Origin of the sequence: Aeromonas piscicola (assembly GCF_000820005.1) — a bacterium.
Taxonomy (GTDB): Bacteria; Pseudomonadota; Gammaproteobacteria; order Enterobacterales; family Aeromonadaceae; genus Aeromonas; species Aeromonas piscicola.
The window spans coordinates 22,255-47,720 of record NZ_CDBL01000052.1; the positions used below are offsets into that span (position 1 = coordinate 22,255).

Genomic DNA, 25,466 nt, shown 5'->3' on the forward strand with positions numbered 1-25,466 from the left:
GAAATCGGCAATTTATTGGCCTATATCAAGGTCGTCAGCGGCGGTGCGGGATTTAATGGACATTAAATATGTTTATTAATGAGGTTTGCAATGACTCAATCGGTACACGGTCACGAGGTGATGGAGATGATGCTGGCGCAGGGTGGTCAATTTACCCGGGCCAGCCTCAAGCAGGCGATCGATGAGCGCTTCGGTGCCGACGCCCGTTTCCATACCTGCAGCGCCAGCGAGATGGATGCAGATGCGCTGATCGCCTTCCTGGCCCAGCGCGGCAAGTTCATCGAATCGGAGCAGGGTTTCCAGACCCACGCCGACAAGATCTGCAACCACGGGTGATCCCCTGCGGCGAGCGGCCTGTGACGCTCGCCGAATCCTGCCGCCTTTGGTATATTTCGCCCTCTTTCCCCTCCTAGTTGAAGGCTTAGCCTGGGCGTTGTATGGACACTTTCTCCGCTGCCGTCATGTTGTTTCTGATCATGGATCCGCTGGGCAACCTGCCGGTCTTCCTGTCGATCCTGCGTCATATCGATCCCAAGCGGCGGCGCAAGGTGATGATGCGGGAGCTGTTGTTTTCGCTGGCCATCATGATGGCCTTCCTGTTCGCCGGTCAGCAGATCCTGAATTTCCTCAATCTGCGCCAGGAGGCGGTCAGCATAGCGGGCGGCATCATCTTGTTTCTCATCGCCATCAAGATGATCTTCCCGAGTGAAGGTGGTGTGACCGGGCTGGCGGCGGGCGAAGAGCCCTTCCTGGTGCCCATGGCCATTCCCATGATCGCCGGCCCCTCCATTCTCGCCTCCCTGTTGTTGCTGGCCAACCAGGAGCCGACCCGGATGGCTGACTGGTCGCTGGCCCTGCTGATGGCCTGGGGCGCCAGCGCCGTGATCCTGATGTTCTACGAGGTATTCAACAAGCTGCTGGGTGAGCGAGGACTCACAGCGGTGGAGCGGCTGATGGGTATGCTGCTGGTGATGATCTCGGTGCAGATGCTGCTGGACGGCGTCCACCACTATCTGGCGGTGACCGGTCAGGGCTAGGTGCCAGGGTTGTTTGCCAACCCCGGCTTCCAGCTTGCTGATGCCGAGGATGTAGAGTGTCCTCCGCTGCCAGCCGCATGATCAGGGTTGTTCGAGGGGGGAGGGTTCCAGCTTGCTCATGATGAGGGCGAGCAGGGTTTCCCGCAGCCAGCGGTGGCCCGGATCCTCCTCGTGGCGCTGATGCCAGATCAGCAGGTGGGAGATGCTGTCTAGCGCTATGGGCAGCGGCAGCGGCACCAGTGGATAGACCTGGGTGGCGTGACGGGCATAGAGCCTGGACAGGGTCACTATCATGTCCGAGTGCATGCCCATCCGCAGTGCCGCCTCGAACGAGGGCACGGTCGCCTCGATCCGGCGGTAGAGATCCATCCCCGCCAGCTTGTGATCCAGCATCCAGCGGTCTCGCCCCTCGCAATAGGTCTGCACATGGGGATAGGCCAGGTAACGGGCGAGGTCCCACTCGGGCTCGTGCAGAGCCGGGTGATCGTGCTGCACCAGACAGGTGAGGTCATCGATGGCGAGCAAGCGCTGGCAGATGGCGTTGGGCAGGGTGTCGAGCCGAAAATCTGAGCTGATGCAGTTCTCCCGCACCGTGAAGGCGATGTCCACCTGGCCCTGGCTCATCTCGGTCAGGCTGTTCTCGGTCCACTCCTCGTAGCGCAGCCGTATGCCCGGTGCCTGCCGTTTCAGCTCGCTCAGGTAGAGCGGGGCGAACAGGGTGAAGGCGCTGTCCATGCTGGCGATGACGAACTCCCGTTCGGTATTGGCCGGCTCGAAATCCGGCGGCTGGATCAGGTTGTCCAGCGACAGCAATATGGGTTGCAGTTGCTGCTGCAGCGTCAGGGCGCGGGCGGTGGGTTCCAGCCCGTAGGCGGAGCGCACGAACAAGGGGTCATCGAAGGTTTCCCGCAGGCGGCCAAGGGCCTTGCTGACGGCAGATTGGCTCAGGTGCAGGCGGCGGGCCGCCCGGCTGCCGTTCCGCTCTTCCAGCAAAACTTGCAGGATAATCAATAAATTGAGGTCGATACGCCCCAGCTGTTCCAGCAACATGATATGAATCTCCTTCAATTCTTAGATGAATTTATACCATTTGTTTTCATATCTTGGCGAACCTATGCTCGAACTGTCTCTCGCCTTCGATGGCGGCTGGTACAGGATGTAGTGGTTGAGGGGACAAGTAGCATCAAGTAATACGGCGACCCTGGGTCGCCGTATTTTTTGCGTGATTTATTTGCAAACTTGCACCTGCCTTGATTTTGCCCAACAATCTTTGCGCCTTCTTTTGATACAAATAATCGGTATCTATCAGTCAGGAGCATCCCTATGGGACTCGGTGGAATTCATATCTGGCATTTGTTGATCCTGCTCGTGGTCGTGGTCGTGGTGTTTGGCAGCAAACGCCTGGCCAGCGCCGGTGAGGATCTGGGCACCGCCATCAAGGATTTTCGTAAAGCCTTGCGTGACGATGAAGTACAGCCGAAATAAGTGGGAGTTGAGTGATGTCTGTAGACGAGAAAGTCGAATTGAATGAAACCTGTGACAGCTGCGGCTGTTTCGCCGAGATCGGCACCATCATAGGTGAAGGTGACGATGTAATGGATCTGGTGATCGAGGCGGCGGCAGAAGCCGATGCCCGCGCCAAGCTGGCCGCTTATGAGGCGCTGGCCAAACAGGTAACCGCCGAAGCCAGCATCAGCAGCGAGCTGAGTCAGGGCGCCAACGGCGTGATCCTGAAAGCCCGCCTGCAATTCACCTGCACCGCCGAAAAATTGATTTTCGAGATGCGTGCCCGCTCTATCTGAGCCCAGTGATGACACGGCGGGTTTGCCTGCCGTGTTGACCCTTCTGCTGTGGGTCTGCGTTCTATAGTTAGTTATCCCACAGACGGTTTTGCCCGACGCGAGTCGGCCAACAGAAGGCGACCACATAATGAGGCTGCGATGGATCTGGGGCCTGCTGGCCCTCTGGTGTCTTCCTCTGCTGGCGGCGGATCTCAAGCCACAGCGCCTGCCCCAACCCGGGGACCTCGAATCTATCCTGCAAAAGAAAGAACTCAGGGCCCTGGTGGTCTATGAGCGGGGCTTCTTTTTCCTCGACAAGGGGACTCAGCACGGCATCCTTGTCAATCAGCTGCAGGGGTTCGAACGCTGGCTGAACCAGACCTATCTCGCCAAGGAGAAGATCAAGCTCAAGATCATCTACATACCCGTGCGTCAGGACAAGCTGCTGGACTACCTCAGCGAGGGGCGCGGCGATCTGGTGGCAGCCAACATGACGGTGACACCGACCCGGCGCGAGCAGGTGACCTTCTCGGATCCGGTGATCGCTCCCATCGAAGAGTGGCTGGTGAGCCAGCATTCTCTGCCGACCTTCAACCGCATCACCCAGCTCTCCGGTCGGCGGGTCTGGGTGCGGGCCAGCTCCAGCTATTACGAGAGCCTGCGCCAGCTCAACTGGCTGTTTCGCGAGCTGGGGTTGCCGCCCATCTACATAGAGACGGTGCCCGAATATCTGCAGGACGGGGATCTGCTGGAGATGGTGGCGGCCGGCATCATACCGCTCACGGTAACCGACAGCTTCAAGGGGCGCATCTGGCTCGGCATGATCAGCGGCCTGAGAGCTCACAAGCTGATCCCGCTGCGGGACAAAGGCCGCAGTGCCTGGGCGCTGCGCAACAACAGCCCCGAGCTGCTCAAGGCGGTCAACGGTTATCTGGCCGATGCGGGCAAGCGCACCCTCTACAGCGACATGACCCTGCGCCGCCTGCTGGCCCGCAGCGATCAGATGAGCAATATTCTGGCGCCGGATCCTCTGGGGCGGCTGTCGACCATCCGCAAGGTGCTGGAGCAGCAGGCCGACAAGTACCGGCTGGACTGGCTGATGCTGGCGGCGCTGGCCTACAAGGAGTCGGGCCTCAATGCCGGCGTGCGCTCAGAGCGGGGCGCTGTGGGGATCATGCAGCTGTTGCCGAGCACGGGGGGCGAGGTGGGCATTCGCGGTGCCAGGCTCGCCAGTCTGGAGGGCAATGTGGAGGCGGCCTGCCGCTACATGCGGCTGATCCTGGATACCTACTTCAACGATCCCGGGCTGGATGTGCTCAACCGCCACCTGTTTGCGCTGGCGGCCTACAACGCCGGCCCGAATCGGGTGCAGGCGATCAGGGCCAAGGCGGAGGCCGCCGGGCTGGATCCGAACGTCTGGTTTGGCAACGTGGAGCAGCTGGTGGCCAACGAGATCGGTCAGGGGCCCATCAACTACGTCAGCACCATCTACAAGTACTACGTGGCCTATCGCTTCAGCCTGCCGCAGCTGGAGGGCAAGGCGGCCGCCATAGAGGCGGTAGCCCAGCCCTGATGTTCTCTCGCCCGTCTAGACAGGCTGGGCGGGCGGCGCAAAGGGTTCCCAACCCTGATCCCTGTGCTGCAGATACCAGGGGGCCAGCTGGCTGGTCGGCGAGGGATCCGGCTGACTGGCTTGCGGTCGATGGCTGATGGCGGGGCGATCCGTGAGTTCCATGGTAAATTCCTTCATCCACATTCCAACGAGGCCTGTAGCCAGTGTTATGCCATTTCCCCATGACAGGCAGATGACGCCATGATCCCCGGCGAATTTGCACTGATTGATCAACCCGAGCTGGCGCTCAAGGTGCGCTGCCAACTGATCCGCAGCGCCCGCTGCCGGATCCAGGCCCAATACTACAGCTGGGAGGAGGACAGCAGCGGCAAGCTGCTGTTGTCCGAGTTGCTGCATGCGGCCCGGCGCGGGGTTCGGGTACAACTGCTCATCGACGACCTCTATGCCGGCGACAACCGCTTCCTGGAGATGGTGGCCCATCAGCCCGGCATAGAGGTACGGCTGTTCAACCCCTTCTGGCTGCGGGGATGGCGTCCGCTGACCCTGCTGCTGGAGGGGATGTTCAGCTTTCGCCGCATCAATCACCGCATGCACAACAAGTTGCTACTGGTGGATGGCCACCAGGCGGTGATCGGTGGCCGCAACATAGGTGACCGCTACTTCGGGCTGGGCGGTACGCCCCGATTCGTCGATCTGGATCTCGCCTGCCGTGGCCCGCTCTGCCAGCAGGCTGAACAGGGCTTCGATCAATTCTGGCGCAGTCGCTGGAGTCACCCGATCCGCCGCCTGCTCCGTCGTCCCTTGCTGCGGGCCGAGGTGACGGCGGTGAACGACTTTCTGCTCACCCTGACCGAGCCAGAGGTGGCGGCCGTCTACGATCTGCCAGCCAGCCTGTTTGACGCCGAGCCTGCCTCCCTGAACTGGCATCCGGGACAGGCGGAGGTGTGGTTCGACCGGCCTGGCAAGGGGCTGGTGTCACGGCCGACCACGGCGCCCCTGCTTTGGCGCAAGCTGGCCGACAACCTGGGGGGGCTGAAGTTGGTGAGCCCTTACCTGATCCTGACCCGGGGGCTGCGCCGTCGGCTCAGGCAGCAGCGCCAGGCGGGGGTGAGCATAGAGATTCTTACCAACTCCTTGGCCAGCACGGACGTGCCTCTGGTGTATGGCGCCTACCGGCGTCATCGCCCCTGGCTGATACGGCAGGGGATAGCGTTGTCAGAGCTGGAGGGAGAGGCGCTCAGTCTGCACGCCAAGCTGATCCTGATCGGGGAAGGGGAGGCGCTGCTCGGCAGCTTCAATCTGGATCCCCGCTCCCTGATGCTCAACACTGAGCTGATGCTGCACCTGGAGTGCCCCGCGCTCTGCGCCGAGTTGCAGCTGTGGCTGTCGGGGTGGCAGCAGCGGTCGTCCCATTCCGTTGCCGCGCCTCAGTCGACCCTGCGTCGACTGCTGGCCAGGGTGAGCGACTGGCTGCCGCTGCAGCGCTGGCTGTGAGTGGGTCATTCTTTGTGCGAGATCTCGCAAAGCCTTGTGCGCCTTCGAGGATAACGTTTGCCATCCAAAGGCGATGAATTTTTTTATCGTATTGTTTTTAATCAATTTGTTCAGATGTAGGAATCCTCGGATCGTCCAGTCACTTGCATACACCAATGAATAAAACGGTTTTTTATTTTATTTAACTGCGTAATATTTCAGTTGCAAGGACAAACACGGTGGCTTGTCTGCCGTGTGGAAGAGGGTTGTGAAGGGTACTGGCCGACTGGATCGCTCCAGCAGGCGCCTGCTTCGGATGGGTAGCGGAAACTCAGGAAACAGGACAGGCACCCGGCAGGGCCGGATTCCAATATGGAACATGCTATTTGCGAGGGGGTGACATGGAAATGTCACCCCATTTTTTATGGCCCGCTGGCTGAGTTGCGCCCGGAAAAAGACCGCCGGTGGGCGGTCTTTTTCTCTGTTCAGCCCGACGGCTCTTGGTCAGGCGATGCCTGCCAGCAGCCGGCTCCAGTTGCGCTTGCTGGCAACGAAGCCATCGTGCAGGTTGCGATACTCCAGCTGCAGCTTCAACTTGTCATAGCGGGCCAGTGCCTTGCGCTTGCGCTGCTCGAGCAGGCGTTTGCGGCTGGCGTAGTAGTGCTGCAACTGCTGGCTCAGCTTGTCGTACTCCTCCTGCAACAGCGCCTGCCACAACTCTCTGTCTTCCTGCTTGCGCAACTTGGCCTGCGCCCGCTTGAGCTGCATCTCCAGTCTGGCCTGTTCGATCAACTCTTCCGGACAGGATCTCAGGTCCCGGGTCAGCCCGCACCAGGAGGCGCTGCGGATCAGCCACTTGGTGGGATCGAACTGCCACCAGTGGATGCCGTTGCGATAGTCGTTCTCGAACAGGTGGTGGAAGTTGTGATAACCCTCGCCGAAGGTGAAGAAGGCCAGGATGCCGTTGTCCCGCGCCGTGTTGCGGTCGGTAAACGGCTGGCTGCCCCAGATGTGGGCCAGGGAGTTGATGAAGAAGGTGGTGTGGTGGGTCATCACCATGCGCAGTACCCCGGCCAGCAGCAGCATGCCGAGCAGATCGCCGTGGACAAGTCCCAGCAGCAGCGGTATCCCCAGGTTGGTGGCCAGGGTCAGCGCCAGATAGTGTTTGTGCTGGAAGACGACGACGGGGTTGTTCTGTAGATCCCGCACGTTGCTGTAATCGTTGTAGATATCGCGCTGGTACTCGCGCAGCATCCAGCCGATGTGGGAGTACCAGAAGCCGCGACCAGCGCTGTAGGGATCCTTCAGGTTGTCGTCCACATGGCGATGGTGGCGACGGTGATCGGATGACCAGTGCTGGGCCGAGTTTTGCAAGGCGAGGGCGCCGCCGATGGCGAAGATCCACTGCAGGATCGGGTGGGCCTTGTAGGCCTTGTGCGACCAGAGGCGGTGGTAGCCGGCCGTGATGGAGATGCCGCTGTAACAGAACAGCAGCAGGAAGCAGCCCCACTGCCAGAGGTCATAGCCATGGGTCATGCCGTACCAGGGCACGGCGATCAGTGCGGTCAGCCCGGAGAGGGCAAACAGCAGGGTATTGGTCATGATGATCGGTGGGCGTTCCATCTCACTCGGTTCCTTTCAGCGAACAGCTGTGCGCCATTCTCCACGCAGCCAGAATTCGGGTCAATGGTAAAAAAGTAGGAGACAAACCTGATCCCGGCTCGGCCTTCGGGTTATCATTTGGCCTCGATAACCTGAAGGTGACTGTTTTCGTGGGTATTCGCGCGCAACAAAAAGAAAAAACCCGGCGTACTCTGATCGATGCGGCGTTCAGCCAACTGTGCGCCAATCGTAGCTTTTCCAACCTCAGCCTGCGGGAAGTGGCGCGGGAGGCGGGCATAGCGCCGACCTCTTTCTATCGTCACTTTCGCGACATGGAGGAGCTGGGGCTGACTCTGGTGGATGAAGGCGGCCTGACCCTGCGCCAGCTGATGCGCCAGGCGCGCCAGCGCATCGCCGGTGGCGGCAGCGTCATCAGCACTTCGGTGCAGACCTTCATGGAGTTTGTCGAGAACAATCCGAACATCTTCCGGCTGCTGCTGCGTGAGCGTTCCGGTACCTCGGCGGCATTTCGGCAGGCGGTGGCGCGGGAGATACAGCACTTCATCGCCGAGCTGACCGATTACCTCGAAGCCACCACGGGGGCGCCGAGGGAAGAGGCCTACATCCAGGCCGAAGCCATGGTAACCATCGTCTTCAGCGCGGGTGCCGATGCCCTCGACATGACCAGCGAAGAGTGCCGGGCCCTGTCCGAGCGCACCATAAGCCAGCTGCGCATGATCGCCATGGGCGCCGAGGTTCAGAACCAGAAGCGCCGCCAACCTCTTTCTTAAATCAAGGATGGACACTTCCATGCATGATCAGAATCCGATCCCGAAGAAACCCCTGCTGCTGGCCCTGCTCATCGGCATCTGTGGGGATGCCTCCCTGACGGTGTTGTCAGAGTCGGTGGTGCCCTTCTCCTTCTTCCCGATGATCGCCTTCGTGCTGGCAGCCTATCAGCTCTACCAGCACTACCGTCACGTCTCGCTGGAGGGCAATACACCGCTCTGCATGCTGCTGTGCCTCTTCATCGGCGGCTTTGGCCACTCGGCGCTGGTCAAGGTGCAGTACCCCGAGCTTGGCAGCAACTTCTTCTCGCTCATCATGATGTTGCTGCTGCTGGCCGTGCTGTCGATCAAGCTGGGCATCAGCGTGGGGAAAAAAGAGAAGGAGTGACGCGCACTCCTTCCTGATAAATCATGACAGAGCCGGGATCACCCGGCTTTGTTGTCTGTGCCGCGCTGCTTGGTGTCCACTATGGCCTGCAGTCGGGCCCGGATCTCCACCATGCCGAACACGCCGAACACCAGCACCTGGATGAATTCAATCCGGCTCACCGCGAAGTAGGGTTTGCAGGCGGCCTTGACCATGCTGGCCTGTACCCAGTGCATCAGGATCACGATCACGCCGCAGACCGGCAGAAAACCGTTCAATTTGCCTGGCAGGGGGGCGAGCAGACTGACCAGCACGCCGAACCAGAAGAACAGGATCAGCCCCATCGCCAACAGATTAAATACCCGCTTCATCGTTTACCTCCCGCAGATAGAGTTGATAGCAGACCTGGCCTGCCTGCTTGTCCTTGAGCAGTTGCCAGCTGGCAGGGAGTGCCAGATCGGCCATCTCCTTCTCCCGCTCCAGATAGATGAGGGCATTCGGTGCCAGCCAGCCGCGCTGCTCCAGCAGCTCGCATACCTGGGGCAGTAGCTCGCGCCGAAACGGCGGATCGAGGAACACCAGATCGAAGGGGGTGGCAGGGCCTTGCAGCCAGCTCACCGCATCGGACTGGATCACTCGGCCCTGATTGCTGCCGAGGGCGGCCAGATTCTTCTTGATCTGGTCGGCGGCGCTCTTGTCCATTTCGATCAGGGTCACCTGCTCGGCATAGCGCGACAGCGCCTCCAGCCCCAGGCCGCCGCTGCCGGCGAACAGATCCAGACAGCGGGTGCCACGGACATGGGGGGCCAGCCAGTTGAAGATGGTCTCCTTGACGCGATCCGTGGTGGGTCTGAGCCCCTCCACATCCTTGACCGGCAATTTGCGGCCTCGCCACTGGCCGCTGATGATTCTGACAAAGCCTGATTTCCCCTGTGGGGCTGGGCTCTTGCTCGGGCTGTTATGGCTGGATTTCACTCTGGGCATCGCGTTTCGTCGTCAGAAAATAAAGTGGTAGTATAAGGCGGTTCATTTTTATGCCGACCCGCCGAGGGACGGCTATCTTAGCAGTCAGCCAACGAAGTGAGTATTTTTTAGATGGCAAAAGGTTTGTTTTCCTGGCTGGGTTTCGGCCGCAAGAAAGAAGAGGCTGAGGCTGTCCAACCACAGACACCCCAAGCCACCCCCATTATCGTTGAGCCTGAGGTCGTCGCTCACTCCGCTCCCGTTTCCGATACTACGCCGGTAGTGCCCCCTGAATTGCCCGTCAGCGCACAGAATGATCTCCTGCCCGCTGGCGCTGCGCACGATGACGATTGCTGCGCCCCCACCGATCTGGACGCGGGTCCGCTGGTGGTGGAAGAGTGTGCCTCCGAGCTGGAGCCCGTCATCGTCAATGAACTGCTGATCGAGCAGGAGAGTGTCGAGGCGCAGGCTGCGGAAGCCGCTCGTATCGCCGCCGAGGCAGAGGTTGTCGAAGCTGCTCGCATCGCTGCCGAGGCACAGGCTGCGGAAGCTGCTCGTATTGCTGCCGAGGCGCAGGCTGCCGAAGCTGCCCGTATCGCCGCCGAGGCACAGGCTGCGGAAGCCGCTCACATCGCCGCCGAGGCGCAGGCTGCCGAAGCTGCCCGTATCGCCGCCGAGGCACAGGCTGCGGAAGCTGCTCGCATCGCCGCCGAGGCTCAGGCTGCGGAAGCTGCTCGTATTGCTGCCGAGGCACAAGCTGCGGAAGCCGCTCGTATTGCTGCCGAGGCTCAGGCTGCTGAAGCTGCCCGTATCGCTGCTGAGGCACAGGCTGCGGAAGCCGCCCGCATCGCCGCCGAAGCGCAGGCTGCCGAAGCCGCCCGTATCGCCAAAGAAGCCCAGAGAGCGGAAGATCTTCGCCTGGTCGCCGAGATGGAGGCTGAGGCCGCCGCACTGGCTGCCTTGCCACTGGCCGCCAAGGTGGATGACGATACCCAGGACAAGCCGCAGCGGGAGGGCTTCTTTGCCCGCCTCAAGCGCAGTCTGGTGCGCACCAAGGAGAATATTGGCTCCGGTTTCTTCGGCCTGTTCAGTGGCAAGAAGATCGACGATGAGCTGTTTGAAGAGCTGGAAACCCAGCTGCTGACCGCCGATCTGGGCGTCGATACCACACGCCGCATCATAGATGGCCTGGTGCAGCATGCGGATCGCAGGCAGCTCAAGGATGCCGAGGCGCTCTACGGCCTGCTCAAGCAGGACATGGGTGCCATGCTGGCCCAGGTCGAGCAGCCGCTGGTGATCGACACCAGCAAGAAACCCTACGTGATCCTGATGGTTGGCGTGAACGGCGTTGGCAAGACCACCACCATCGGCAAGCTGGCCAAGCAGTTCCAGGCCGAAGGCAAGAGCGTCATGCTGGCCGCCGGCGACACCTTCCGCGCCGCTGCGGTCGAGCAGCTGCAGGTATGGGGTCAGCGCAACAACATCCCCGTGATCGCCCAGCATACCGGCGCCGACTCCGCCTCCGTCATCTATGACGCCATCGAGGCCGCCCGCTCGCGCGGTGCCGACGTGCTGATCGCCGACACCGCCGGCCGCCTGCAAAACAAGAGCAACCTGATGGAAGAGCTCAAGAAAGTGGTGCGGGTGATGAAGAAGCTGGATGAAGAGGCGCCCCACGAGGTCATGCTGACCCTAGATGCGGGCACAGGCCAGAACGCCCTCAGCCAGGCCAAGTTGTTCAGCGAGGCGGTGGGGCTGGACGGTATCGTCCTCACCAAGCTGGACGGGACCGCCAAAGGCGGCGTCATCTTCGCGGTGGCCGACAAGTTCCAGATCCCGATCCGCTATATCGGGGTGGGCGAGGGGATCGACGATCTGCGCCCCTTCGTCGCCAACGACTTTATCGAGGCACTGTTCAGTCGCGATGAGTAAGCTCAGGCGCCACGGTAAGCGCCACATGCCCCGACCCAGGTCGGGGCTTGTCACTGTCAGGGATCCGTTATGATTCGTTTCGATAAGGTCAGCAAGGTATACAGCGGCGGCCATCAGGCGTTGCAGAAGGTCAGCTTTCACCTGCGCAAGGGAGAGATGGCCTTCCTGACCGGACACTCGGGGGCGGGCAAGAGTACCCTCTTGAAGCTTATTAGTGTGATGGAGCGGCCGACCGACGGGCGTGTCTTCTTTCACGGCGACGACGTCAGTCATATCAGGCGGGGCGATATCCCCTATGTGCGCCGCCAGATCGGCATGATCTTTCAGGATCACCGGCTGCTGATGGACAGAACCGTATTCGACAACGTGGCGCTGCCGCTGGTGATCGACGGCTACAGCCATGCCGACATCAACAAGCGGGTGGCAGCGGCGCTGGACAAGGTAGGGCTGCTCGGCAAGGAGCGCTACCAGCCGCGCATGCTCTCCGGTGGTGAACAACAGCGGGTCGGCATCGCCCGCGCCATCGTCAACAAGCCGCCGCTGCTGCTGGCGGATGAACCGACCGGCAACCTGGATCCCCAGCTCTCCATGGACATCATGCGGCTGTTCGAGGAGTTCAACCGCTTCGGCGTTTCCGTGCTGATTGCCACCCACGATCTGGGGCTGATCGCCCGCATGCGCTATCGCACCCTGACCCTCAAGGCAGGGCGCATGTATTCGGCAGGGGAGGAGCTCTGATGGCTATTTTCCGTCACAAGCAGCCACCACAGTGCCGCTTCATGCTGGCGTGGGTTGAGGATCCGGCCCGCTCTTTGCTCGCCAGACACTTGCCAGGGGAGATGTTCTGATGGCTATTGTTCGTCATAAACAACCGCCGCTGCGCCGGTTCATGATGTACTGGGTCGACCATGCCCGTCAGGCTTTCTCCAGCCTGGGCGAGCTGTGGCGCAATCCGCTCGCCTCCCTGATGACGCTGGCGGTGCTTGGCGTCAGCCTGGCGCTGCCCTCCTGCTTCCACGTGCTGCTGAAAAATGCCGAGGTGGTGGAAGGGAGCTGGCAGACCAGTTCCCAGATCTCCCTCTATCTGCGCAAGGATCTGCCCGAGCAGAGCATTCTCGACATGAAGCAGCGGATCCTGCTCTATCCCGAGGTGGAGTCCGTCACCTACATGAGCCGGGATGAGGCGCTCAAGGAGTTTCGCGAGATCTCCGGTTTCGGCGATGCGCTCGATTACCTCGACAGCAACCCGCTGCCGCCTGTGCTGAGCGTCATTCCCGATCCCCGCTGGCAGAATCCGGAAGGGGCAGCCGAGCTGCTCAACAAGCTGAACAACGAGGATGGCGTCGAACAGGGCAAGCTGGATCTGCAGTGGCTGACCCGCTTGCAGGGGATCATGAACCTGCTGCGCCACACCATCACCGGCATAGCCGTGCTGCTGCTCTCCGCCGTGCTGCTGATCGTCGGCAATACCCTGCGCCTGAACATCCTCAACCAGCGATCCGAGATCGAAGTGCTCAAGCTGGTGGGGGCGACCGATGCTTTCATTCATCGTCCTTTTCTTTATACCGGCATCTGGTTCGGGGTCATCGGCGGCATGCTGGCCTGGTGGCTGACCGAGGTGATGGTGATCTGGAGCGAGGGTGTGGTGAAGGAGCTGGCCGGGCTCTACAACAGCAATTTCCGGCTGGTCGGCATGGGGGCGGTGGATGGGATTAATCTGATTCTGCTAGGGGCTCTACTGGGGCTGATCGCCTCCTGGTTCTCGGTCCATCGCCACATTCGCGACATAGAACCATCCTGATTGATTTATCAGCGTTTTAAAGCGCTGGATTTTGAGACACGGATCAAGTAAAAGAGGGGCCGTTTCTGGCACGGCCAGCGTTCAGAGAGTAATCTGAACGATACTGATCTTCGGGATCTTCTCTGGATCCTGTGAACCTTCTGATTTATAAGCAGTCTACAAGTGCTGAAGAACTTATACGGGTGTGGCCCCTCTGCCTTGCTCGTCTGACTTGGCAAGCATGTGAAGGTTGCGAGCTCCGCAACAATGGACTTAGCATGCTACTTTTCGGGGGTCCTTGATTGTGACCCCCTTTTTTTGACTGTTCATTCATGATTCATCCTGCCGGCCTAAGATAACCCCGGTTCAGACATGCTCACTATGTTTGATGCAGGCCGCAGAATGGCGTCCGGTCAGTAGACAGACCCTCTCAGGGTGTTAGACTGATTCGATTGAAAAGAAAGAGGTAGAACATGGGAACTTCATTGCAGCGCACTATGGCTCTGATTCCGCAAGGTAGTCTGGAAGGCTATATTCAGGCAGTTAACTCGATTCCTGTGCTGACCGCAGAGGAAGAGCGTGAGCTGGCTGAGCGTTTGCAGCAGGGCGGCGATCTCGAGGCTGCCCGTCAGCTGGTCATGTCGCATCTGCGTTTTGTCGTTCACGTCGCCAAGAGTTATGCCGGTTACGGTCTACCCCAGGCTGACCTGGTTCAGGAAGGCAACATCGGCCTGATGAAGGCCGTCAAGCGCTTCGACCCGACTGTCGGGGTGCGACTCGTCTCCTTCGCCGTGCACTGGATCAAGGCCGAGATCCACGAATATGTCCTGCGCAACTGGCGCATGGTCAAGGTGGCGACCACCAAGGCCCAGCGCAAGCTGTTCTTCAACCTGCGCAAATCCAAGAAGCGTCTGGGCTGGTTCAGCCATGATGAAGTGCAGGCCGTCGCCGCCGAGTTGGGGGTCTCCCCGACCGATGTGACCGAGATGGAAGCACGCATGAGCAACTACGATCAGGCGTTCGATCTGGTCGGTGATGATGAAGATGAAGGCGGTTTCGCCCCGGTTCATTATCTGGAAGACAAGTCTTCCGATCTGGCGGCCACCATAGAGAACGACAACTGGGATGATCATGCGACCCGTCGCCTGAGTTCGGCCCTCGCCACTCTGGATGAGCGCAGTCAGCATATCATCCGTGCCCGCTGGCTCGATGATGACAGCAAGACCACCCTGCAGGAGCTGGCCGACACCTATGGTGTCTCTGCCGAGCGGGTGCGTCAGCTTGAGAAAAACGCACTCAAGAAGCTGAAAGATGCCATGGAGGCCTGATGCCTCCCCAACAAAAACAGGGCCTGATGGCCCTGTTTTTGTTTCATGAGCAGCTGGTCGGCCTTGCCTTGGTTACCCTTGTCTATGTTATGTTGCCGCCACTGCCACAGTAGGGAGAGCAGATAGTGAAACTGTTGAACGACCTGTTTACCAACAACCGCGAGTGGGCGGAACGGATCAAGGCCGAGGACCCGAATTTCTTCGCTACCCTCTCCGCCCAGCAGGCCCCCGAATATCTCTGGATCGGTTGCTCCGACAGCCGGGTTCCCGCCAACCAGCTGATGGGCTTGCTGCCGGGGGATGTGTTCGTCCACCGCAACGTCGCCAACCTGGTGGTGCACACCGACTTCAACTGCCTCTCGGTGCTGCAATACGCGGTCGAGGTGCTCAAGGTGAAGCACATCATCATCTGTGGCCACTATGGCTGCGGTGGCGTCAAGGCGGCGATGCAGAACCAGGAGCTGGGGCTCATCGACAACTGGCTGCGCAACATCAAGGATGTCTACTTCAAGTATCGCGAACAGCTGGATGCCATCGAAGATGAGCACGAGCGTTTCGACTACCTGTGCGAGCTGAACGTGGCCGAGCAGGTAGCCAACGTCTGCCACACCACCATCATCCAGAATGCCTGGCGCAAAGGGCAGGAGCTGGCGGTGCACGGCTGGATCTATGGCATCAAGGACGGTCTGCTGCACGATCTGGATCTCTGCATCAGCGGGCCGGATCAGATCCCCGATGTTTACCGCGCCTGGCCGGACATGCGTCCGCCCCACCGCCGTCGCTGAGGAACCTGCCGTTGGCGCCAGCCCTCTATCTTCAGATCAAGCAGCACATCCTGGACGGGATCCGCGAACGCCACTATCAGGCGGGGGACAGGATCCCGACCGAGGCAGCTCTGTGCGAGCTGTTCACCGTGAGCCGGATGACGGTCAACAAGGCGCTGCGCGAGCTGGTGGCCGAGGGCTGGCTGGTGCGCACCGCCGGTTCCGGCAGCTTCGTGGCGGACAGGCGCACCGAATCGCCGCTGCTGGCCATTCGCAACATAGCTGACGAGATCGCCGAGCGAGGCAGCGAGTACAGCGCTCGGGTGATCCGGCTGCAACGCCAGGCCGCCGACGAGAAGGTAGCGGTCCAGCTCGGGCTGCGGGTCGGCGCCCCCATCTTTCACAGCCTCATCGTCCATCAGGCCGATGGGGAGCCGCTGCAGCTGGAGGAGCGCTTCGTCGATGCCGAGCGCCTGCCGGACTACGGTGAGCAGGACTTCACCCAGCAGACGCCAAACCGCTATCTGATGGAGGTCTGCCCCCTCTCCGAGATGGAGCACGTGGTGGAGGCCGTGCTGCCGAGTGCCGGTGAGGCTGGTCTGCTGCAGGTGCGGGTCGATACCCCCTGCCTGTTGCTGCACCGCCGTACCTGGTCGGAAGGTTATCTGGTCTCCTACGCCCGCCTGCTCTCGCCGGGTTCCCGCTACAAGCTGAGTTCCAAGACCAGCCTCAATTAATTGTATATACATATTGTTTTGACAGAGCCCACCTCATGGTGGGCTTTTTTGTGTTTAAACTCTAATCACAGCGCTGTTATCAAGATGTGAATTTGATCCTTTCTTTCCTGGCAGAGATCGGATATAAATTAATGTATATACATTTAGAGGTCGGTATGAACAAGGAACTGTTGAACTGCGAGCGGGTCTGGCTCAACGTGACACCCGCCACCCTGCGCCCCGATTTGGCGGACTACGGTCTGCTGGAACCCCACGCCCTCGGCGTTCATGAAGGCAAGATCCACGCCCTGGTGCCCATGCAGGATCTCAAGGGCCCTTATCCCGCCCACTGGCAGGACATGAAGGGCAAGCTGGTGACGCCCGGCCTCATCGACTGTCACACCCATCTCATCTTCGCCGGCAGCCGGGCCGAAGAGTTTGAGCTGCGCCAGAAAGGGGTGCCCTATGCCGAGATCGCCCGCAAGGGTGGCGGCATTCTCAGCACGGTACGGGCTACCCGTGCCGCCAGCGAGGAGCAGCTGTTTGAGCTGGCACTGCCGCGGATCAAGTCGCTGATCCGGGAAGGGGTCACCACGGTGGAGATCAAGTCCGGCTACGGCCTCACGCTGGCGGATGAGCTCAAGATGTTGCGGGTTGCCCGCCGGCTGGGGGAGGCGCTGCCGATCCGGGTCAAGACCACCCTGCTGGCGGCCCATGCGGTGCCGCCCGAATATCGCGACGATCCTGACTCCTGGGTCGAGACCATCTGCCAGGAGATAATCCCGGCGGCTGCCGAGGCCGGTCTGGCCGATGCGGTGGATGTCTTCTGCGAGCACATCGGCTTCTCGCTGGCCCAGACCGAGCAGGTCTATTTGGCCGCGGATCAATACGGTCTGGCGGTGAAGGGCCACATGGAACAGCTCTCCAACCTGGGGGGCAGTGCGCTCGCCGCCAACTTTGGCGCCCTCTCGGTGGATCATCTGGAACATCTGGATCAGGAAGGGATCCAGGCGCTGGCCCACCGTGGCGTGGTCGCCACCCTGCTGCCCACCGCGTTTTATTTCCTGAAAGAGACCCGGCTGCCCCCGGTCGCCGCCCTGCGCAAGGCCCACGTGCCCATGGCGGTCTCCTCCGACATCAACCCGGGCACGGCCCCCATAGTGTCGCTGCGTATGGCCATGAACATGGCCTGTACCCTGTTCGGTCTGACCCCGGTCGAGGCCATGGTCGGGGTGACCCGCAACGCCGCCCGCGCGCTCGGCGAGCAGGAGCGTTTGGGGCAGTTGAGAGTGGGCATGCTGGCGGACTTCCTGGTCTGGAACTGCGGGCACCCGGCCGAGCTCAGTTACCTCATCGGCGTCGATCAGCTGGTGAGCCGTATCGTCAACGGCGAGGAGACGCTGCATGGATAAGTTCAGCCTGCCCCATATGTCGGTCTGGCAGGGGCGCCAGGATCCGGAAGATGGCGAGCTTGCCCTGCGCTGGCACGACAAGGTGCAGGCATGGCCGCTGATCGGAACAGCCGAACCCGGCGTCGCCCTGGTGGGCTTTGCCTGCGACGAGGGCGTGCGCCGCAACAAGGGGCGCGTGGGAGCGGCCGGCGCACCGCTGGCGATCCGCAAACTGTTGGCCAACAGTGCCTGGCATCTGACCCGTCCCGTCTTTGATAGCGGCGATCTGTGCTGCGATGACGGCGATCTCGATGCCGCCCATGGCCGGTTGGCCGAGCGGGTAGCTAGCCTGCTGGATGAGGGTCATTTCCCGCTGGTGCTGGGGGGCGGTCACGAGGTGGCGTTCGGCAGCTGGAGCGGCCTCAACCGCCATCTGGCCGGTCAGGGTCGGGTCGGCATCATCAACTTCGATGCCCACTTCGATCTGCGTCGCAAGGTGGATCAGGCCAGCTCGGGCACCCCCTTCTTCCAGATCGCCGAGCAGTGCGCCGCCCAGGGCACAGGGTTTCATTACGCCTGCCTCGGGGTGGCCGAGACCGCCAATACCCAGGCGCTGTTTGCCCGCGCCGATCAACTTGGGGTCTGGTATGCGCTGGATGAGGCCATGACCCAGGCCGCACTGCCCGAGCTTCTGAACGGACTGGATGGCTTTATCGCCCGCTGCGATCACCTCTATCTCACCATAGATCTGGATGTGCTGCCCGGCGCCGTGATGCCGGGGGTGAGCGCTCCCGCCGCCCGCGGCGTCGAGCTGGCCGTCATAGAACCCCTGATCGCCCATATCCGGGCCAGCGGCAAGCTGCGGCTCGCCGATCTGGCCGAGTACAACCCGAACCTGGATCAGGATAACCGCAGCGCCCGCGTGGCCGCCCGGCTGGTCCATCAGTTAACCAAGTAGCGGCCTGCCGAGCAGGTCGCCATGCTGCTGCATTGATAAAACAAGGAGTGTGTATGTCTGAGCAACACCTGGATCCCCGTCAGGATCCGAGCCGTGTCATCCGTGCCTCCCGTGGGACCACGCTGACCGCCAAGAGCTGGCTCACCGAGGCGCCGCTGCGGATGCTGATGAACAACCTGGATCCGGAAGTGGCCGAGCATCCCCAGTCGCTGGTGGTCTATGGCGGTATCGGCCGCGCCGCCCGCAACTGGGCCTGCTACGACAAGATTGTCGAGGTGCTGACACGGCTCGAGGAAGACGAGACCCTGCTGGTGCAATCCGGCAAGCCGGTCGGCGTGTTCCAGACCCACAAGGATGCGCCTCGGGTGCTGATCGCCAACTCCAACCTGGTGCCGCACTGGGCCAACTGGGAACACTTCAACGAGCTGGATAAGAAAGGCCTCATGATGTACGGCCAGATGACGGCCGGCTCCTGGATTTACATAGGTACCCAGGGGATAGTACAGGGCACTTACGAGACCTTCTTCGCGGTGGCCAACCAGCACTTCAACGGCGAGCCTGCGGGCCGCTGGATCCTGACTGGCGGTCTGGGCGGCATGGGTGGCGCCCAGCCGCTGGCAGCCACCATGGCCGGCTTCTCCATGATCGCCGTCGAGTGCGACGAGACCCGCATCGATTTTCGCCTCAAGACCCGCTACGTCGACAAGAAGGCGCACAGCCTGGATGAGGCGCTGGCCATGATCGAGGAGGCCAAACGCAGCGGCACAGCCGTCTCCGTCGGCCTGCTCGGCAACGCCGCCGATGTCTTTGCCGAACTGGTGACCCGCGGTATCACGCCGGACGTGGTGACCGACCAGACCTCGGCCCACGACCCCATCCACGGCTACCTGCCCCAGGGCTGGAGCGTTGCCCAGTGGCGCGAGCTGCAAAAATCCGCCCCCCAGGAAGTGAACCAGGCCGCTCGTCACTCCATGGCCCGTCAGGTGGAAGCCATGCTGACCCTGCAATCCCGTGGCGCCGCCACGCTGGATTACGGCAACAACATCCGCCAGATGGCGCTGGAGGAGGGGGTCAAGAATGCGTTCGACTTCCCCGGCTTCGTGCCCGCCTATATCCGTCCGCTGTTCTGCGAGGGGATCGGCCCCTTCCGTTGGGTGGCGCTGTCCGGCGATCCGGAAGATATCTACAAGACCGACCAGAAGGTCAAAGAGTTGATCCCGGACGATCCCCACCTGCACAACTGGCTCGACATGGCCCGCGAGCGCATCGCCTTCCAGGGCCTGCCGGCGCGGATCTGCTGGGTCGGGGTCAAGGATCGGGTACGCCTGGGCCTGGCTTTCAACGAGATGGTGAAAAATGGCGAGCTGAAGGCGCCCGTGGTCATCGGCCGCGATCACCTGGACTCCGGCTCTGTGGCGAGTCCGAACCGGGAGACCGAATCCATGATGGATGGCTCGGATGCCGTCTCCGACTGGCCGCTGCTCAACGCCCTGCTCAACACGGCCGGTGGCGCAACCTGGGTGTCGCTGCACCACGGTGGTGGTGTGGGCATGGGCTTCTCTCAGCACTCGGGTGTGGTGATCGTCTGCGATGGCACCGATGACGCCGCCAGGCGGGTCGGCCGCGTGCTGCGCAACGATCCGGCGACTGGCGTGATGCGCCATGCGGATGCGGGTTACGAGATTGCCATCAACTGTGCCCATGAGGCGAAACTGGATCTGCCGATGCTGACCGCAACGGACAAAGGGGTTAAATAAGATGTTTGAACTCAATCTGTTACCGGGCAAGATCTGCCTCAACACCCTGCGCCGCGTCAGCCGCGAGCCGGTCCATATCAGCCTGGATCCTGCCGCCCTGCCGGGGATCCACGCCTCCGCAGCCGTGGTCACCAAGGTGATCGAGCAAAACCGGGTGGTGTATGGCATCAATACCGGCTTTGGCCTGCTGGCCAACACCCGCATTCCGGTGGAGCAGCTCGATGAATTGCAGCGCTCCATCGTGCTTTCCCACGCCGCCGGCATCGGTACCTACATGGATGACGCCACTGTGCGGCTGATGATGGTGCTCAAGGTCAACTCGCTGGCGCGGGGCTTCTCCGGCATCCGCTTGACTGTGCTTGAGGCGCTGATGACCCTGATCAACGCCGAAGTCTATCCTGTGGTACCGAAGAAGGGCTCCGTCGGCGCCTCCGGCGATCTGGCGCCGCTGGCCCATATGAGCTGCTTATTGATTGGTGAAGGCAAGGCTCGCCACAAGGGCGAGCTGATGGACGCAGCCACGGCGCTGAAGATCGCGGGTCTCGAGCCCATCTCTCTGGCACCGAAGGAGGGACTGGCGCTGCTCAACGGCACCCAGGCCAGCACGGCGTTTGCGCTGGAAGGCCTGTTCCACGCCGAGGATCTGTTCGCCGGCGCCATCACCATAGGCGCCATGAGCGTGGAGGCGGCGCTGGGCAGTCGTCGTCCGTTCGATGCCCGCATCCATGAGGTGCGCGGTCAGCGTGGCCAGATCGATGCCGCCGCCTGCTATCGCCACCTGCTGGTGGATGGCAGCGAGATCGGCATGTCCCACCACAACTGCGAGAAGGTGCAGGATCCCTACTCGTTGCGCTGCCAGCCCCAGGTGATGGGGGCCTGCCTGACCCAGATCCGTCAGTCTGCCGAGGTGCTGGTGTGCGAGGCCAATGCGGTCTCCGACAACCCGCTGGTGTTCGCCGAGGATGAGGAGATCCTCTCCGGTGGCAACTTCCACGCAGAGCCCGTGGCCTTCGCCGCCGACAATCTGGCGCTGGCTATCGCCGAAATCGGGTCGTTGTCAGAGCGCCGCATGGCGCTGCTGATCGATTCCCGCATGTCGGGCCTGCCCGCCTTCCTGGTCAACAACGGCGGTGTCAACTCGGGCTTCATGATCGCCCAGGTCACCTCGGCGGCGCTCGCCTCCGAGAACAAGAGCCTGGCTCATCCCGCCTCGGTAGACAGCCTGCCCACCTCCGCCAACCAGGAAGATCACGTCTCCATGGCCACCTTCGCGGCTCGCCGACTGGCGGACATGGCGGAGAACACCCGTGGCATACTGGCCGTCGAGCTGCTGGCGGCGGCGCAGGGGCTGGATTTCCGTGCTCCGCTGCGCACCACAGCGCTGCTGGAGCAGGCCAAGGGTAGGCTGCGGGCAGAGGTCAGCTTCTACGACAAGGACAGGTACTTCTCGCCGGACATTGAAGCCGCAGCCGAGTTGCTGGCCAGGGCGAGTTACAACGACCTGATCCCGGCCGGTGTGCTGCCCAGCCTCTAATCCCCATTCGTTTCATAGCAAAAGACCGCCCTCATGGGCGGTCTTTTCGTTGCTGCGGTAGCGTGATCCGTTATTCGTGCTCAAACATCAGGAACAGGTAAACCACGAACAACACCAGGTGGGTAGCACCATGCAGCACATTGGTGCGGCCGCTGCTGAAGGTCACTTTGCAGACCATAAGGGTGGTGACGAGCAGCACCATGTCGGCGGCGGAGAGGCCGAGACGCACCTCCTGGCCCAGCATGGCGCCGATGAACAGCACGGCCGGTACTGTCAGGGCTATGGTAGCCAGCACAGAGCCGAAATAGAGGTTCATGGCCCGTTGCAACTGGTTGTTGAAGGCTGCCTTGATGGCACCGACTGCCTCGGGGGCCAGTACGATACAGGCCACGATAAAGCCACCCAGCGCAGGAGGCGCCGCCATGATCTTCACGCCGAAGTTGATGGGCACGGCCAGGGTCTTGGCCAGCAGGATCACCACCACCAGATAGGCGAGCAGCAGTATGGTGTGATAGACGTTGCTGCGCAGCGGGCCGTGGTGCTCCTCGTAATCCTCGTGGTCGCTGTCGACGAAGAAGTGGCTGTGGCTGCGGGTCTGGATCAGCAGGAAGATACCGTAGAGCAGGATGGAGATGATGATCAGCATCCAGGACATGGGGCTCGACATGCTGCCAATGGTGCCGCCCCGGGTGAAGTTGGGCAGCACCAGGCAGAGCAGGGCCAGCGGTATGATGGCCACCAGGTAGGATTTGACACCATCCAGATTGAAGCTCTGGGTGTGGTAGCGCCAGCCGCCAAACAGCAGGGTGAAGCCCACCAGGCCATTGGTGACCAGCATCACCACGGCAAACATGGTGTCACGGGCCATCACGGGATTGGGGTCGCCGGTCAGCATGACGGAGGAGATCATCACCACTTCCAGCGAGATGACGGAGAGCGTCAGGATAAGGGTGCCGAAGGGTTCACCCAGCTTGATGGCGAGGGCATCCGAGTGGCGTACCACAGAGAAGATGGCCCAGGTGACGATGGCAAGCAGCGCCGCCGAGACAGGCAGATAAATCCCGAGCGGAGTGGCCTCTGTCAGCAGGTCACTGCCCAGCGTCTTGAAAAACAGCAGGGTCAGCAGGCCAACGGGCAGGGCAATCTCTTGCCGGATAAATGACTTCATAGGCAATGGTTCTCATCTCGGGGCGGCCTGGGCCGACGGGGTATGGAGGCAAAACGCGCCGCCACGGGTGTGGCAAGCCTGCTAATGATAAAGGGAGTTGTACTGCCTGGGGAAAATCATTTTGTTGCAAGATGTAATTTGCCGCAGCCGCCCGGTCGAGCCGGGATATAGATAGGTATCAACCCGGTTACTGCGTAGCATGGGGTCATGCCGGTCGAATTCATGCTTCTGTGGGTCTGGCTGCATCCCGACCAGGGACTCCCATGTCTGTTGTGCGTCTGCGTTATCACACCATAGAGTTTGGCGAACTCGACATCCACCTGCGTACTTTGCGCGACAACCAGCAGTTCTCCGATGACGAGGGGGAGGCAGAGGCGCTCGGCATCTCCTCGGCGTTCTGGCCGCTGTTTGGCATCGTCTGGGACTCCGGCAATGTGCTGGCCCATCTGATGGTGGAGCACGAGGTGGCGGATCTGCGGATCCTGGAGGTGGGGTGCGGCATAGCCCTGGCGAGTCTGGTGCTCAACCACAGGCTGGCGGACATCACGGCCACCGATTATCACCCGGAGGCGGGGGCCTTTCTGGCGGCCAACGTGCTGCTCAACAAGGGGGCGCTCATCCCCTTCATCCGTACCGGTTGGGAAGATGCCGTCACCGAGCTGGGCCGCTTCGATCTCATCATAGGCAGCGATCTGCTCTATGAGCGCGGCCAGGTCGAGACCCTGGCCGGTTTTATCGAGCAGCATGCCAAGTCGCACTGCGAGGTGATCCTGGTGGATCCGGGCCGTGGTCAGCAGGGCCGCTTCAGCAAGCGGATGATGAGCCTGGGTTATGCGCACAGCCAGTACAAGCCGCTGGATGTGAGCTATCTGAGCCAACCCTTTCGCGGCCAGATACTGCAATACCGGCGTTAACCTTTCTCACCGGCATGGTTCTGTCGCCATGCCAACTGCCAGATCTGCAGCTGGGTCAAGGCCATGGGCCTGGCATACACATAGCCCTGGATCAGATGCACCCCGTGCTGGTGCAGATAGTCGACCTGTTCCCCCGTTTCGACCCCCTCGGCGATCATCTCCATGCCGGATCCGTGACCGAAGGCGATGATTGAGTCCAGCAGCGTTCGCTTGAGGTCGTCCGTGCCTATGGTGTCGACGAACATCTTGTCGATCTTGATCTGGCGGATGCCGAGTCGCTGCAGGTAGGCGAAGCCGCCATAGCCGGTGCCAAAATCATCCAGCTTGAAGTGATAGCCCAGCTGCTGCAGTGCCGTGATCTCCCTGATCGCCGCCTTGATATCGGTGATCGGCTTGCGTTCGGTCAGCTCGAAGGTGAGCCGGGTCGGGGAGGGCCAGCCGTGTCGCTGCAACAGGGAGCGCAGATGGGGTTGCTCCAGGTGGGTGGCCACTATGTTGACGCTGACCCACTGCGCCGGTGCCAACCGGGGAAGATCCGTCATGATCCGCTCCAGCAGCTGTTCCGTCATCGGCAGGATCAGCCCCTGCTCCTCCGCGTAGTCGATGAAGGCGCCGGGCGGCACCAGCTCGCGCCCCCGCTGCCAGCGCAGCAGTGCCTCGAAGCCAACCACCTGCTGACTGCGGCTATCCACTATGGGCTGATAGAAGGGGACAAATTCCCGTCGGGTCAGCCCGGCTTGCAGCAAACCCTTAAGGGAGCGCCGATAGTTGCGCAGCCCCCAGTAGGCGGCCACCAGCAAGACCCCCAGCGCGCCGCCATACCCGAGCCCATAGTGCCGTGCCTGCTGCCGGGCATAGCGCTCCAGCGCCTGGCCCGCCCACAGGGTCTGCCTTATCTGATTCTCGGGCTCAAGAAAGCTCAGGCTCTGGCTGCCCTCTTCCTGTTTGATGGATTTGTTTCCTCGGGGGAAGAGCGAGGCCAGCTTGCCCGCATTTTGCTGGCTGAATTCAAGGTAGAAGCAGTCGGCACAAGGGGTTTGCAACAGGGCATGGCTCCAGCTGTTGTTCAGCACCCAGTAGGCGGTGTTGCCGTTGTGCCGGAAGTAGGCGACCAGCTCCTGCTCGGTATTGAACTGAGCCGGCGTGGCTGCCACCCCGAATTGCTCCTGCGCGGAATAGGGCGGCAGTTCGGCAGTGGTAAAGGGGATAAGGAACCCCAGGCTGGAGCAGTTCGCCCCGGAGGCCAGGATGAGGCCCTGCAGGCGAATATGGAGGTTATAGAAGCGGGGACCCCGAAGCAGTGCCATGTCCTCGGGTCCGCAGTCGAAGGCGAACTGGGACAGCTGTGTGCGGATACTCTCATCCAGCGCCTTGTGACGCTCTGTCAGCGCAGCCTCTATCTCCTCCCGTTTCTGTTGCAACATATGGCGTGCCAGCGGCTTGCCGAGCAATTGGCTGAGGGGCAGACACGCCAGCACGGGCAAACAGAACAGCAGCAGACTGATCCAGAGAGGGGAAATTCGTCGCAAGGTACACCTGCCTGATGGGGAGATGGGATGTATATGAGCTGCAATATCATAGTGCATTAGCTACATCGATTTGAGCTGCTCATTCCTCACTCGCAACGACAAATTATAACA

Annotated in this window: 26 protein-coding genes; 19 read left to right on the top strand and 7 right to left on the bottom strand. The window is 61.4% G+C overall.

Translation table 11 applies throughout. The annotated features are described in order from the left end of the window. Nucleotides 1–90 precede the first annotated feature (90 nt). Nucleotides 91–336, top strand: coding sequence for a YecH family metal-binding protein (locus tag BN1128_RS10740; protein ID WP_042868543.1), 246 nt, complete (start codon nucleotides 91–93; stop codon nucleotides 334–336). 101 nt (nucleotides 337–437) lie between these two features. Next, nucleotides 438–1,037, top strand: coding sequence for a YhgN family NAAT transporter (locus BN1128_RS10745; RefSeq protein WP_042868544.1), 600 nt, complete (start codon nucleotides 438–440; stop codon nucleotides 1,035–1,037). Nucleotides 1,038–1,118: 81 nt separating this feature from the next. Here the strand turns inward: BN1128_RS10745 and BN1128_RS10750 are convergent, their stop codons facing one another. Further along, nucleotides 1,119–2,087 (bottom strand): LysR substrate-binding domain-containing protein, encoded by a 969-nt coding sequence (locus tag BN1128_RS10750; protein WP_042868546.1) that lies wholly within the window; start codon nucleotides 2,085–2,087, stop codon nucleotides 1,119–1,121. 273 nt (nucleotides 2,088–2,360) lie between these two features. Between BN1128_RS10750 and tatA the strand changes: the two genes are divergently transcribed. The 3 genes from tatA (at nucleotide 2,361) to BN1128_RS10765 (ending at nucleotide 4,391) form a co-directional block, all read left to right on the top strand. Then, on the top strand, nucleotides 2,361–2,522 hold the full coding sequence (gene tatA / locus BN1128_RS10755; protein WP_042868548.1) for a twin-arginine translocase TatA/TatE family subunit: 162 nt from the start codon (nucleotides 2,361–2,363) through the stop codon (nucleotides 2,520–2,522). A 14-nt stretch (nucleotides 2,523–2,536) separates the two neighbouring features. Further along, nucleotides 2,537–2,839: a YfcZ/YiiS family protein gene (locus BN1128_RS10760; RefSeq protein WP_042868550.1), complete on the top strand. Its 303-nt coding sequence runs from the start codon at nucleotides 2,537–2,539 to the stop codon at nucleotides 2,837–2,839. A gap of 127 nt (nucleotides 2,840–2,966) precedes the next feature. After that, a complete protein-coding gene (locus BN1128_RS10765) occupies nucleotides 2,967–4,391 on the top strand; it encodes an MltF family protein (RefSeq protein WP_042868552.1) in 1,425 nt (474 codons plus the stop codon). Nucleotides 4,392–4,406: 15 nt separating this feature from the next. Here BN1128_RS10765 and BN1128_RS25875 read toward each other — a convergent pair whose 3' ends face one another. After that, nucleotides 4,407–4,553, bottom strand: coding sequence for a hypothetical protein (locus BN1128_RS25875; protein WP_167335807.1), 147 nt, complete (start codon nucleotides 4,551–4,553; stop codon nucleotides 4,407–4,409). 78 nt (nucleotides 4,554–4,631) lie between these two features. On the opposite strand from BN1128_RS25875, the gene BN1128_RS10770 reads away from it, so the two are divergent. Beyond that, nucleotides 4,632–5,885 carry a phospholipase D family protein gene (locus BN1128_RS10770; RefSeq protein ID WP_042868554.1) on the top strand — a complete coding sequence of 418 codons (1,254 nt, stop codon included), beginning with the start codon at nucleotides 4,632–4,634 and terminating at the stop codon, nucleotides 5,883–5,885. A 483-nt stretch (nucleotides 5,886–6,368) separates the two neighbouring features. Here the strand turns inward: BN1128_RS10770 and BN1128_RS10775 are convergent, their stop codons facing one another. Next, nucleotides 6,369–7,487 carry a fatty acid desaturase gene (locus BN1128_RS10775; protein ID WP_042868556.1) on the bottom strand — a complete coding sequence of 373 codons (1,119 nt, stop codon included), beginning with the start codon at nucleotides 7,485–7,487 and terminating at the stop codon, nucleotides 6,369–6,371. A 149-nt stretch (nucleotides 7,488–7,636) separates the two neighbouring features. Between BN1128_RS10775 and fabR the strand changes: the two genes are divergently transcribed. Together fabR and BN1128_RS10785 are read left to right on the top strand one after the other, a co-directional pair. Continuing rightward, on the top strand, nucleotides 7,637–8,257 hold the full coding sequence (fabR, locus tag BN1128_RS10780; RefSeq protein WP_042868558.1) for an HTH-type transcriptional repressor FabR: 621 nt from the start codon (nucleotides 7,637–7,639) through the stop codon (nucleotides 8,255–8,257). Nucleotides 8,258–8,276: 19 nt separating this feature from the next. Next, nucleotides 8,277–8,642 carry a YijD family membrane protein gene (locus BN1128_RS10785; protein ID WP_156140203.1) on the top strand — a complete coding sequence of 122 codons (366 nt, stop codon included), beginning with the start codon at nucleotides 8,277–8,279 and terminating at the stop codon, nucleotides 8,640–8,642. A 38-nt stretch (nucleotides 8,643–8,680) separates the two neighbouring features. On the opposite strand, the gene BN1128_RS10790 is transcribed toward BN1128_RS10785, so the two are convergent. Both BN1128_RS10790 and rsmD read right to left on the bottom strand, forming a co-directional pair. Continuing rightward, nucleotides 8,681–8,992: a DUF1145 domain-containing protein gene (locus BN1128_RS10790; RefSeq protein ID WP_042868562.1), complete on the bottom strand. Its 312-nt coding sequence runs from the start codon at nucleotides 8,990–8,992 to the stop codon at nucleotides 8,681–8,683. After that, nucleotides 8,976–9,605, bottom strand: a complete 630-nt coding sequence (gene rsmD, locus BN1128_RS10795) for a 16S rRNA (guanine(966)-N(2))-methyltransferase RsmD (protein ID WP_042868564.1) — start codon at nucleotides 9,603–9,605, stop codon at nucleotides 8,976–8,978. The genes BN1128_RS10790 and rsmD overlap by 17 nt, the downstream gene beginning before the upstream one ends. A gap of 111 nt (nucleotides 9,606–9,716) precedes the next feature. Between rsmD and ftsY the strand changes: the two genes are divergently transcribed. The 10 genes from ftsY to hutH all read left to right on the top strand — a co-directional run bounded on the left by ftsY (nucleotide 9,717) and on the right by hutH (nucleotide 21,744). Continuing rightward, complete coding sequence (gene ftsY / locus BN1128_RS10800) at nucleotides 9,717–11,516, top strand: signal recognition particle-docking protein FtsY (RefSeq protein ID WP_052445511.1); 1,800 nt, start codon at nucleotides 9,717–9,719, stop codon at nucleotides 11,514–11,516. Nucleotides 11,517–11,585: 69 nt separating this feature from the next. Next, nucleotides 11,586–12,254 (top strand): cell division ATP-binding protein FtsE, encoded by a 669-nt coding sequence (ftsE, locus tag BN1128_RS10805; RefSeq protein WP_042868566.1) that lies wholly within the window; start codon nucleotides 11,586–11,588, stop codon nucleotides 12,252–12,254. A gap of 109 nt (nucleotides 12,255–12,363) precedes the next feature. Beyond that, nucleotides 12,364–13,317 carry a permease-like cell division protein FtsX gene (ftsX, locus tag BN1128_RS10810; protein ID WP_042868569.1) on the top strand — a complete coding sequence of 318 codons (954 nt, stop codon included), beginning with the start codon at nucleotides 12,364–12,366 and terminating at the stop codon, nucleotides 13,315–13,317. Between the two features lie 452 nt (nucleotides 13,318–13,769). Then, nucleotides 13,770–14,624 carry an RNA polymerase sigma factor RpoH gene (gene rpoH, locus BN1128_RS10815; RefSeq protein ID WP_011899178.1) on the top strand — a complete coding sequence of 285 codons (855 nt, stop codon included), beginning with the start codon at nucleotides 13,770–13,772 and terminating at the stop codon, nucleotides 14,622–14,624. A gap of 125 nt (nucleotides 14,625–14,749) precedes the next feature. Continuing rightward, a complete protein-coding gene (gene can / locus BN1128_RS10820) occupies nucleotides 14,750–15,409 on the top strand; it encodes a carbonate dehydratase (RefSeq protein ID WP_042868573.1) in 660 nt (219 codons plus the stop codon). A gap of 11 nt (nucleotides 15,410–15,420) precedes the next feature. Continuing rightward, on the top strand, nucleotides 15,421–16,125 hold the full coding sequence (hutC, locus tag BN1128_RS10825; protein WP_042868575.1) for a histidine utilization repressor: 705 nt from the start codon (nucleotides 15,421–15,423) through the stop codon (nucleotides 16,123–16,125). Between the two features lie 155 nt (nucleotides 16,126–16,280). Then, nucleotides 16,281–17,516 carry an imidazolonepropionase gene (gene hutI / locus BN1128_RS10830; protein WP_042868576.1) on the top strand — a complete coding sequence of 412 codons (1,236 nt, stop codon included), beginning with the start codon at nucleotides 16,281–16,283 and terminating at the stop codon, nucleotides 17,514–17,516. Beyond that, a complete protein-coding gene (gene hutG, locus BN1128_RS10835) occupies nucleotides 17,509–18,453 on the top strand; it encodes a formimidoylglutamase (RefSeq protein ID WP_042868578.1) in 945 nt (314 codons plus the stop codon). Before hutI ends, hutG begins: the two co-directional genes overlap by 8 nt. A gap of 53 nt (nucleotides 18,454–18,506) precedes the next feature. Then, on the top strand, nucleotides 18,507–20,210 hold the full coding sequence (gene hutU / locus BN1128_RS10840; RefSeq protein WP_042868580.1) for a urocanate hydratase: 1,704 nt from the start codon (nucleotides 18,507–18,509) through the stop codon (nucleotides 20,208–20,210). Between the two features lies 1 nt (nucleotide 20,211). Further along, a complete protein-coding gene (gene hutH, locus BN1128_RS10845; RefSeq protein ID WP_042868582.1) occupies nucleotides 20,212–21,744 on the top strand; it encodes a histidine ammonia-lyase in 1,533 nt (510 codons plus the stop codon). Nucleotides 21,745–21,814: 70 nt separating this feature from the next. Here hutH and BN1128_RS10850 read toward each other — a convergent pair whose 3' ends face one another. Further along, nucleotides 21,815–22,912: a calcium:cation antiporter gene (locus BN1128_RS10850; RefSeq protein WP_042868584.1), complete on the bottom strand. Its 1,098-nt coding sequence runs from the start codon at nucleotides 22,910–22,912 to the stop codon at nucleotides 21,815–21,817. 263 nt (nucleotides 22,913–23,175) lie between these two features. Between BN1128_RS10850 and BN1128_RS10855 the strand changes: the two genes are divergently transcribed. Further along, entirely contained in the window at nucleotides 23,176–23,826 is a 651-nt protein-coding gene (locus tag BN1128_RS10855; protein ID WP_042868586.1) for a class I SAM-dependent methyltransferase, read from the top strand. Here BN1128_RS10855 and BN1128_RS10860 read toward each other — a convergent pair. Beyond that, complete coding sequence (locus BN1128_RS10860) at nucleotides 23,823–25,355, bottom strand: EAL domain-containing protein (RefSeq protein WP_042868589.1); 1,533 nt, start codon at nucleotides 25,353–25,355, stop codon at nucleotides 23,823–23,825. The genes BN1128_RS10855 and BN1128_RS10860 overlap by 4 nt on opposite strands. Nucleotides 25,356–25,466: the final 111 nt, after the last annotated feature.

Bases quoted from the DNA above. Each gene is read 5' to 3' on its own strand.
- BN1128_RS10740 (WP_042868543.1), top strand. From the start codon at position 91: ATGACTCAATCGGTACACGGTCACGAGGTGATGGAGATGATGCTGGCG.
- BN1128_RS10745 (WP_042868544.1), top strand. From the start codon at position 438: ATGGACACTTTCTCCGCTGCCGTCATGTTGTTTCTGATCATGGATCCG.
- BN1128_RS10750 (WP_042868546.1), bottom strand. From the start codon at position 2,087: ATGTTGCTGGAACAGCTGGGGCGTATCGACCTCAATTTATTGATTATC.
- tatA (WP_042868548.1), top strand. From the start codon at position 2,361: ATGGGACTCGGTGGAATTCATATCTGGCATTTGTTGATCCTGCTCGTG.
- BN1128_RS10760 (WP_042868550.1), top strand. From the start codon at position 2,537: ATGTCTGTAGACGAGAAAGTCGAATTGAATGAAACCTGTGACAGCTGC.
- BN1128_RS10765 (WP_042868552.1), top strand. From the start codon at position 2,967: ATGAGGCTGCGATGGATCTGGGGCCTGCTGGCCCTCTGGTGTCTTCCT.
- BN1128_RS25875 (WP_167335807.1), bottom strand. From the start codon at position 4,553: ATGGAACTCACGGATCGCCCCGCCATCAGCCATCGACCGCAAGCCAGT.
- BN1128_RS10770 (WP_042868554.1), top strand. From the start codon at position 4,632: ATGATCCCCGGCGAATTTGCACTGATTGATCAACCCGAGCTGGCGCTC.
- BN1128_RS10775 (WP_042868556.1), bottom strand. From the start codon at position 7,487: ATGGAACGCCCACCGATCATCATGACCAATACCCTGCTGTTTGCCCTC.
- BN1128_RS10785 (WP_156140203.1), top strand. From the start codon at position 8,277: ATGCATGATCAGAATCCGATCCCGAAGAAACCCCTGCTGCTGGCCCTG.
- BN1128_RS10790 (WP_042868562.1), bottom strand. From the start codon at position 8,992: ATGAAGCGGGTATTTAATCTGTTGGCGATGGGGCTGATCCTGTTCTTC.
- rsmD (WP_042868564.1), bottom strand. From the start codon at position 9,605: ATGCCCAGAGTGAAATCCAGCCATAACAGCCCGAGCAAGAGCCCAGCC.
- ftsY (WP_052445511.1), top strand. From the start codon at position 9,717: ATGGCAAAAGGTTTGTTTTCCTGGCTGGGTTTCGGCCGCAAGAAAGAA.
- ftsE (WP_042868566.1), top strand. From the start codon at position 11,586: ATGATTCGTTTCGATAAGGTCAGCAAGGTATACAGCGGCGGCCATCAG.
- ftsX (WP_042868569.1), top strand. From the start codon at position 12,364: ATGGCTATTGTTCGTCATAAACAACCGCCGCTGCGCCGGTTCATGATG.
- rpoH (WP_011899178.1), top strand. From the start codon at position 13,770: ATGGGAACTTCATTGCAGCGCACTATGGCTCTGATTCCGCAAGGTAGT.
- hutI (WP_042868576.1), top strand. From the start codon at position 16,281: ATGAACAAGGAACTGTTGAACTGCGAGCGGGTCTGGCTCAACGTGACA.
- hutG (WP_042868578.1), top strand. From the start codon at position 17,509: ATGGATAAGTTCAGCCTGCCCCATATGTCGGTCTGGCAGGGGCGCCAG.
- hutU (WP_042868580.1), top strand. From the start codon at position 18,507: ATGTCTGAGCAACACCTGGATCCCCGTCAGGATCCGAGCCGTGTCATC.
- hutH (WP_042868582.1), top strand. From the start codon at position 20,212: ATGTTTGAACTCAATCTGTTACCGGGCAAGATCTGCCTCAACACCCTG.
- BN1128_RS10850 (WP_042868584.1), bottom strand. From the start codon at position 22,912: ATGAAGTCATTTATCCGGCAAGAGATTGCCCTGCCCGTTGGCCTGCTG.
- BN1128_RS10855 (WP_042868586.1), top strand. From the start codon at position 23,176: ATGTCTGTTGTGCGTCTGCGTTATCACACCATAGAGTTTGGCGAACTC.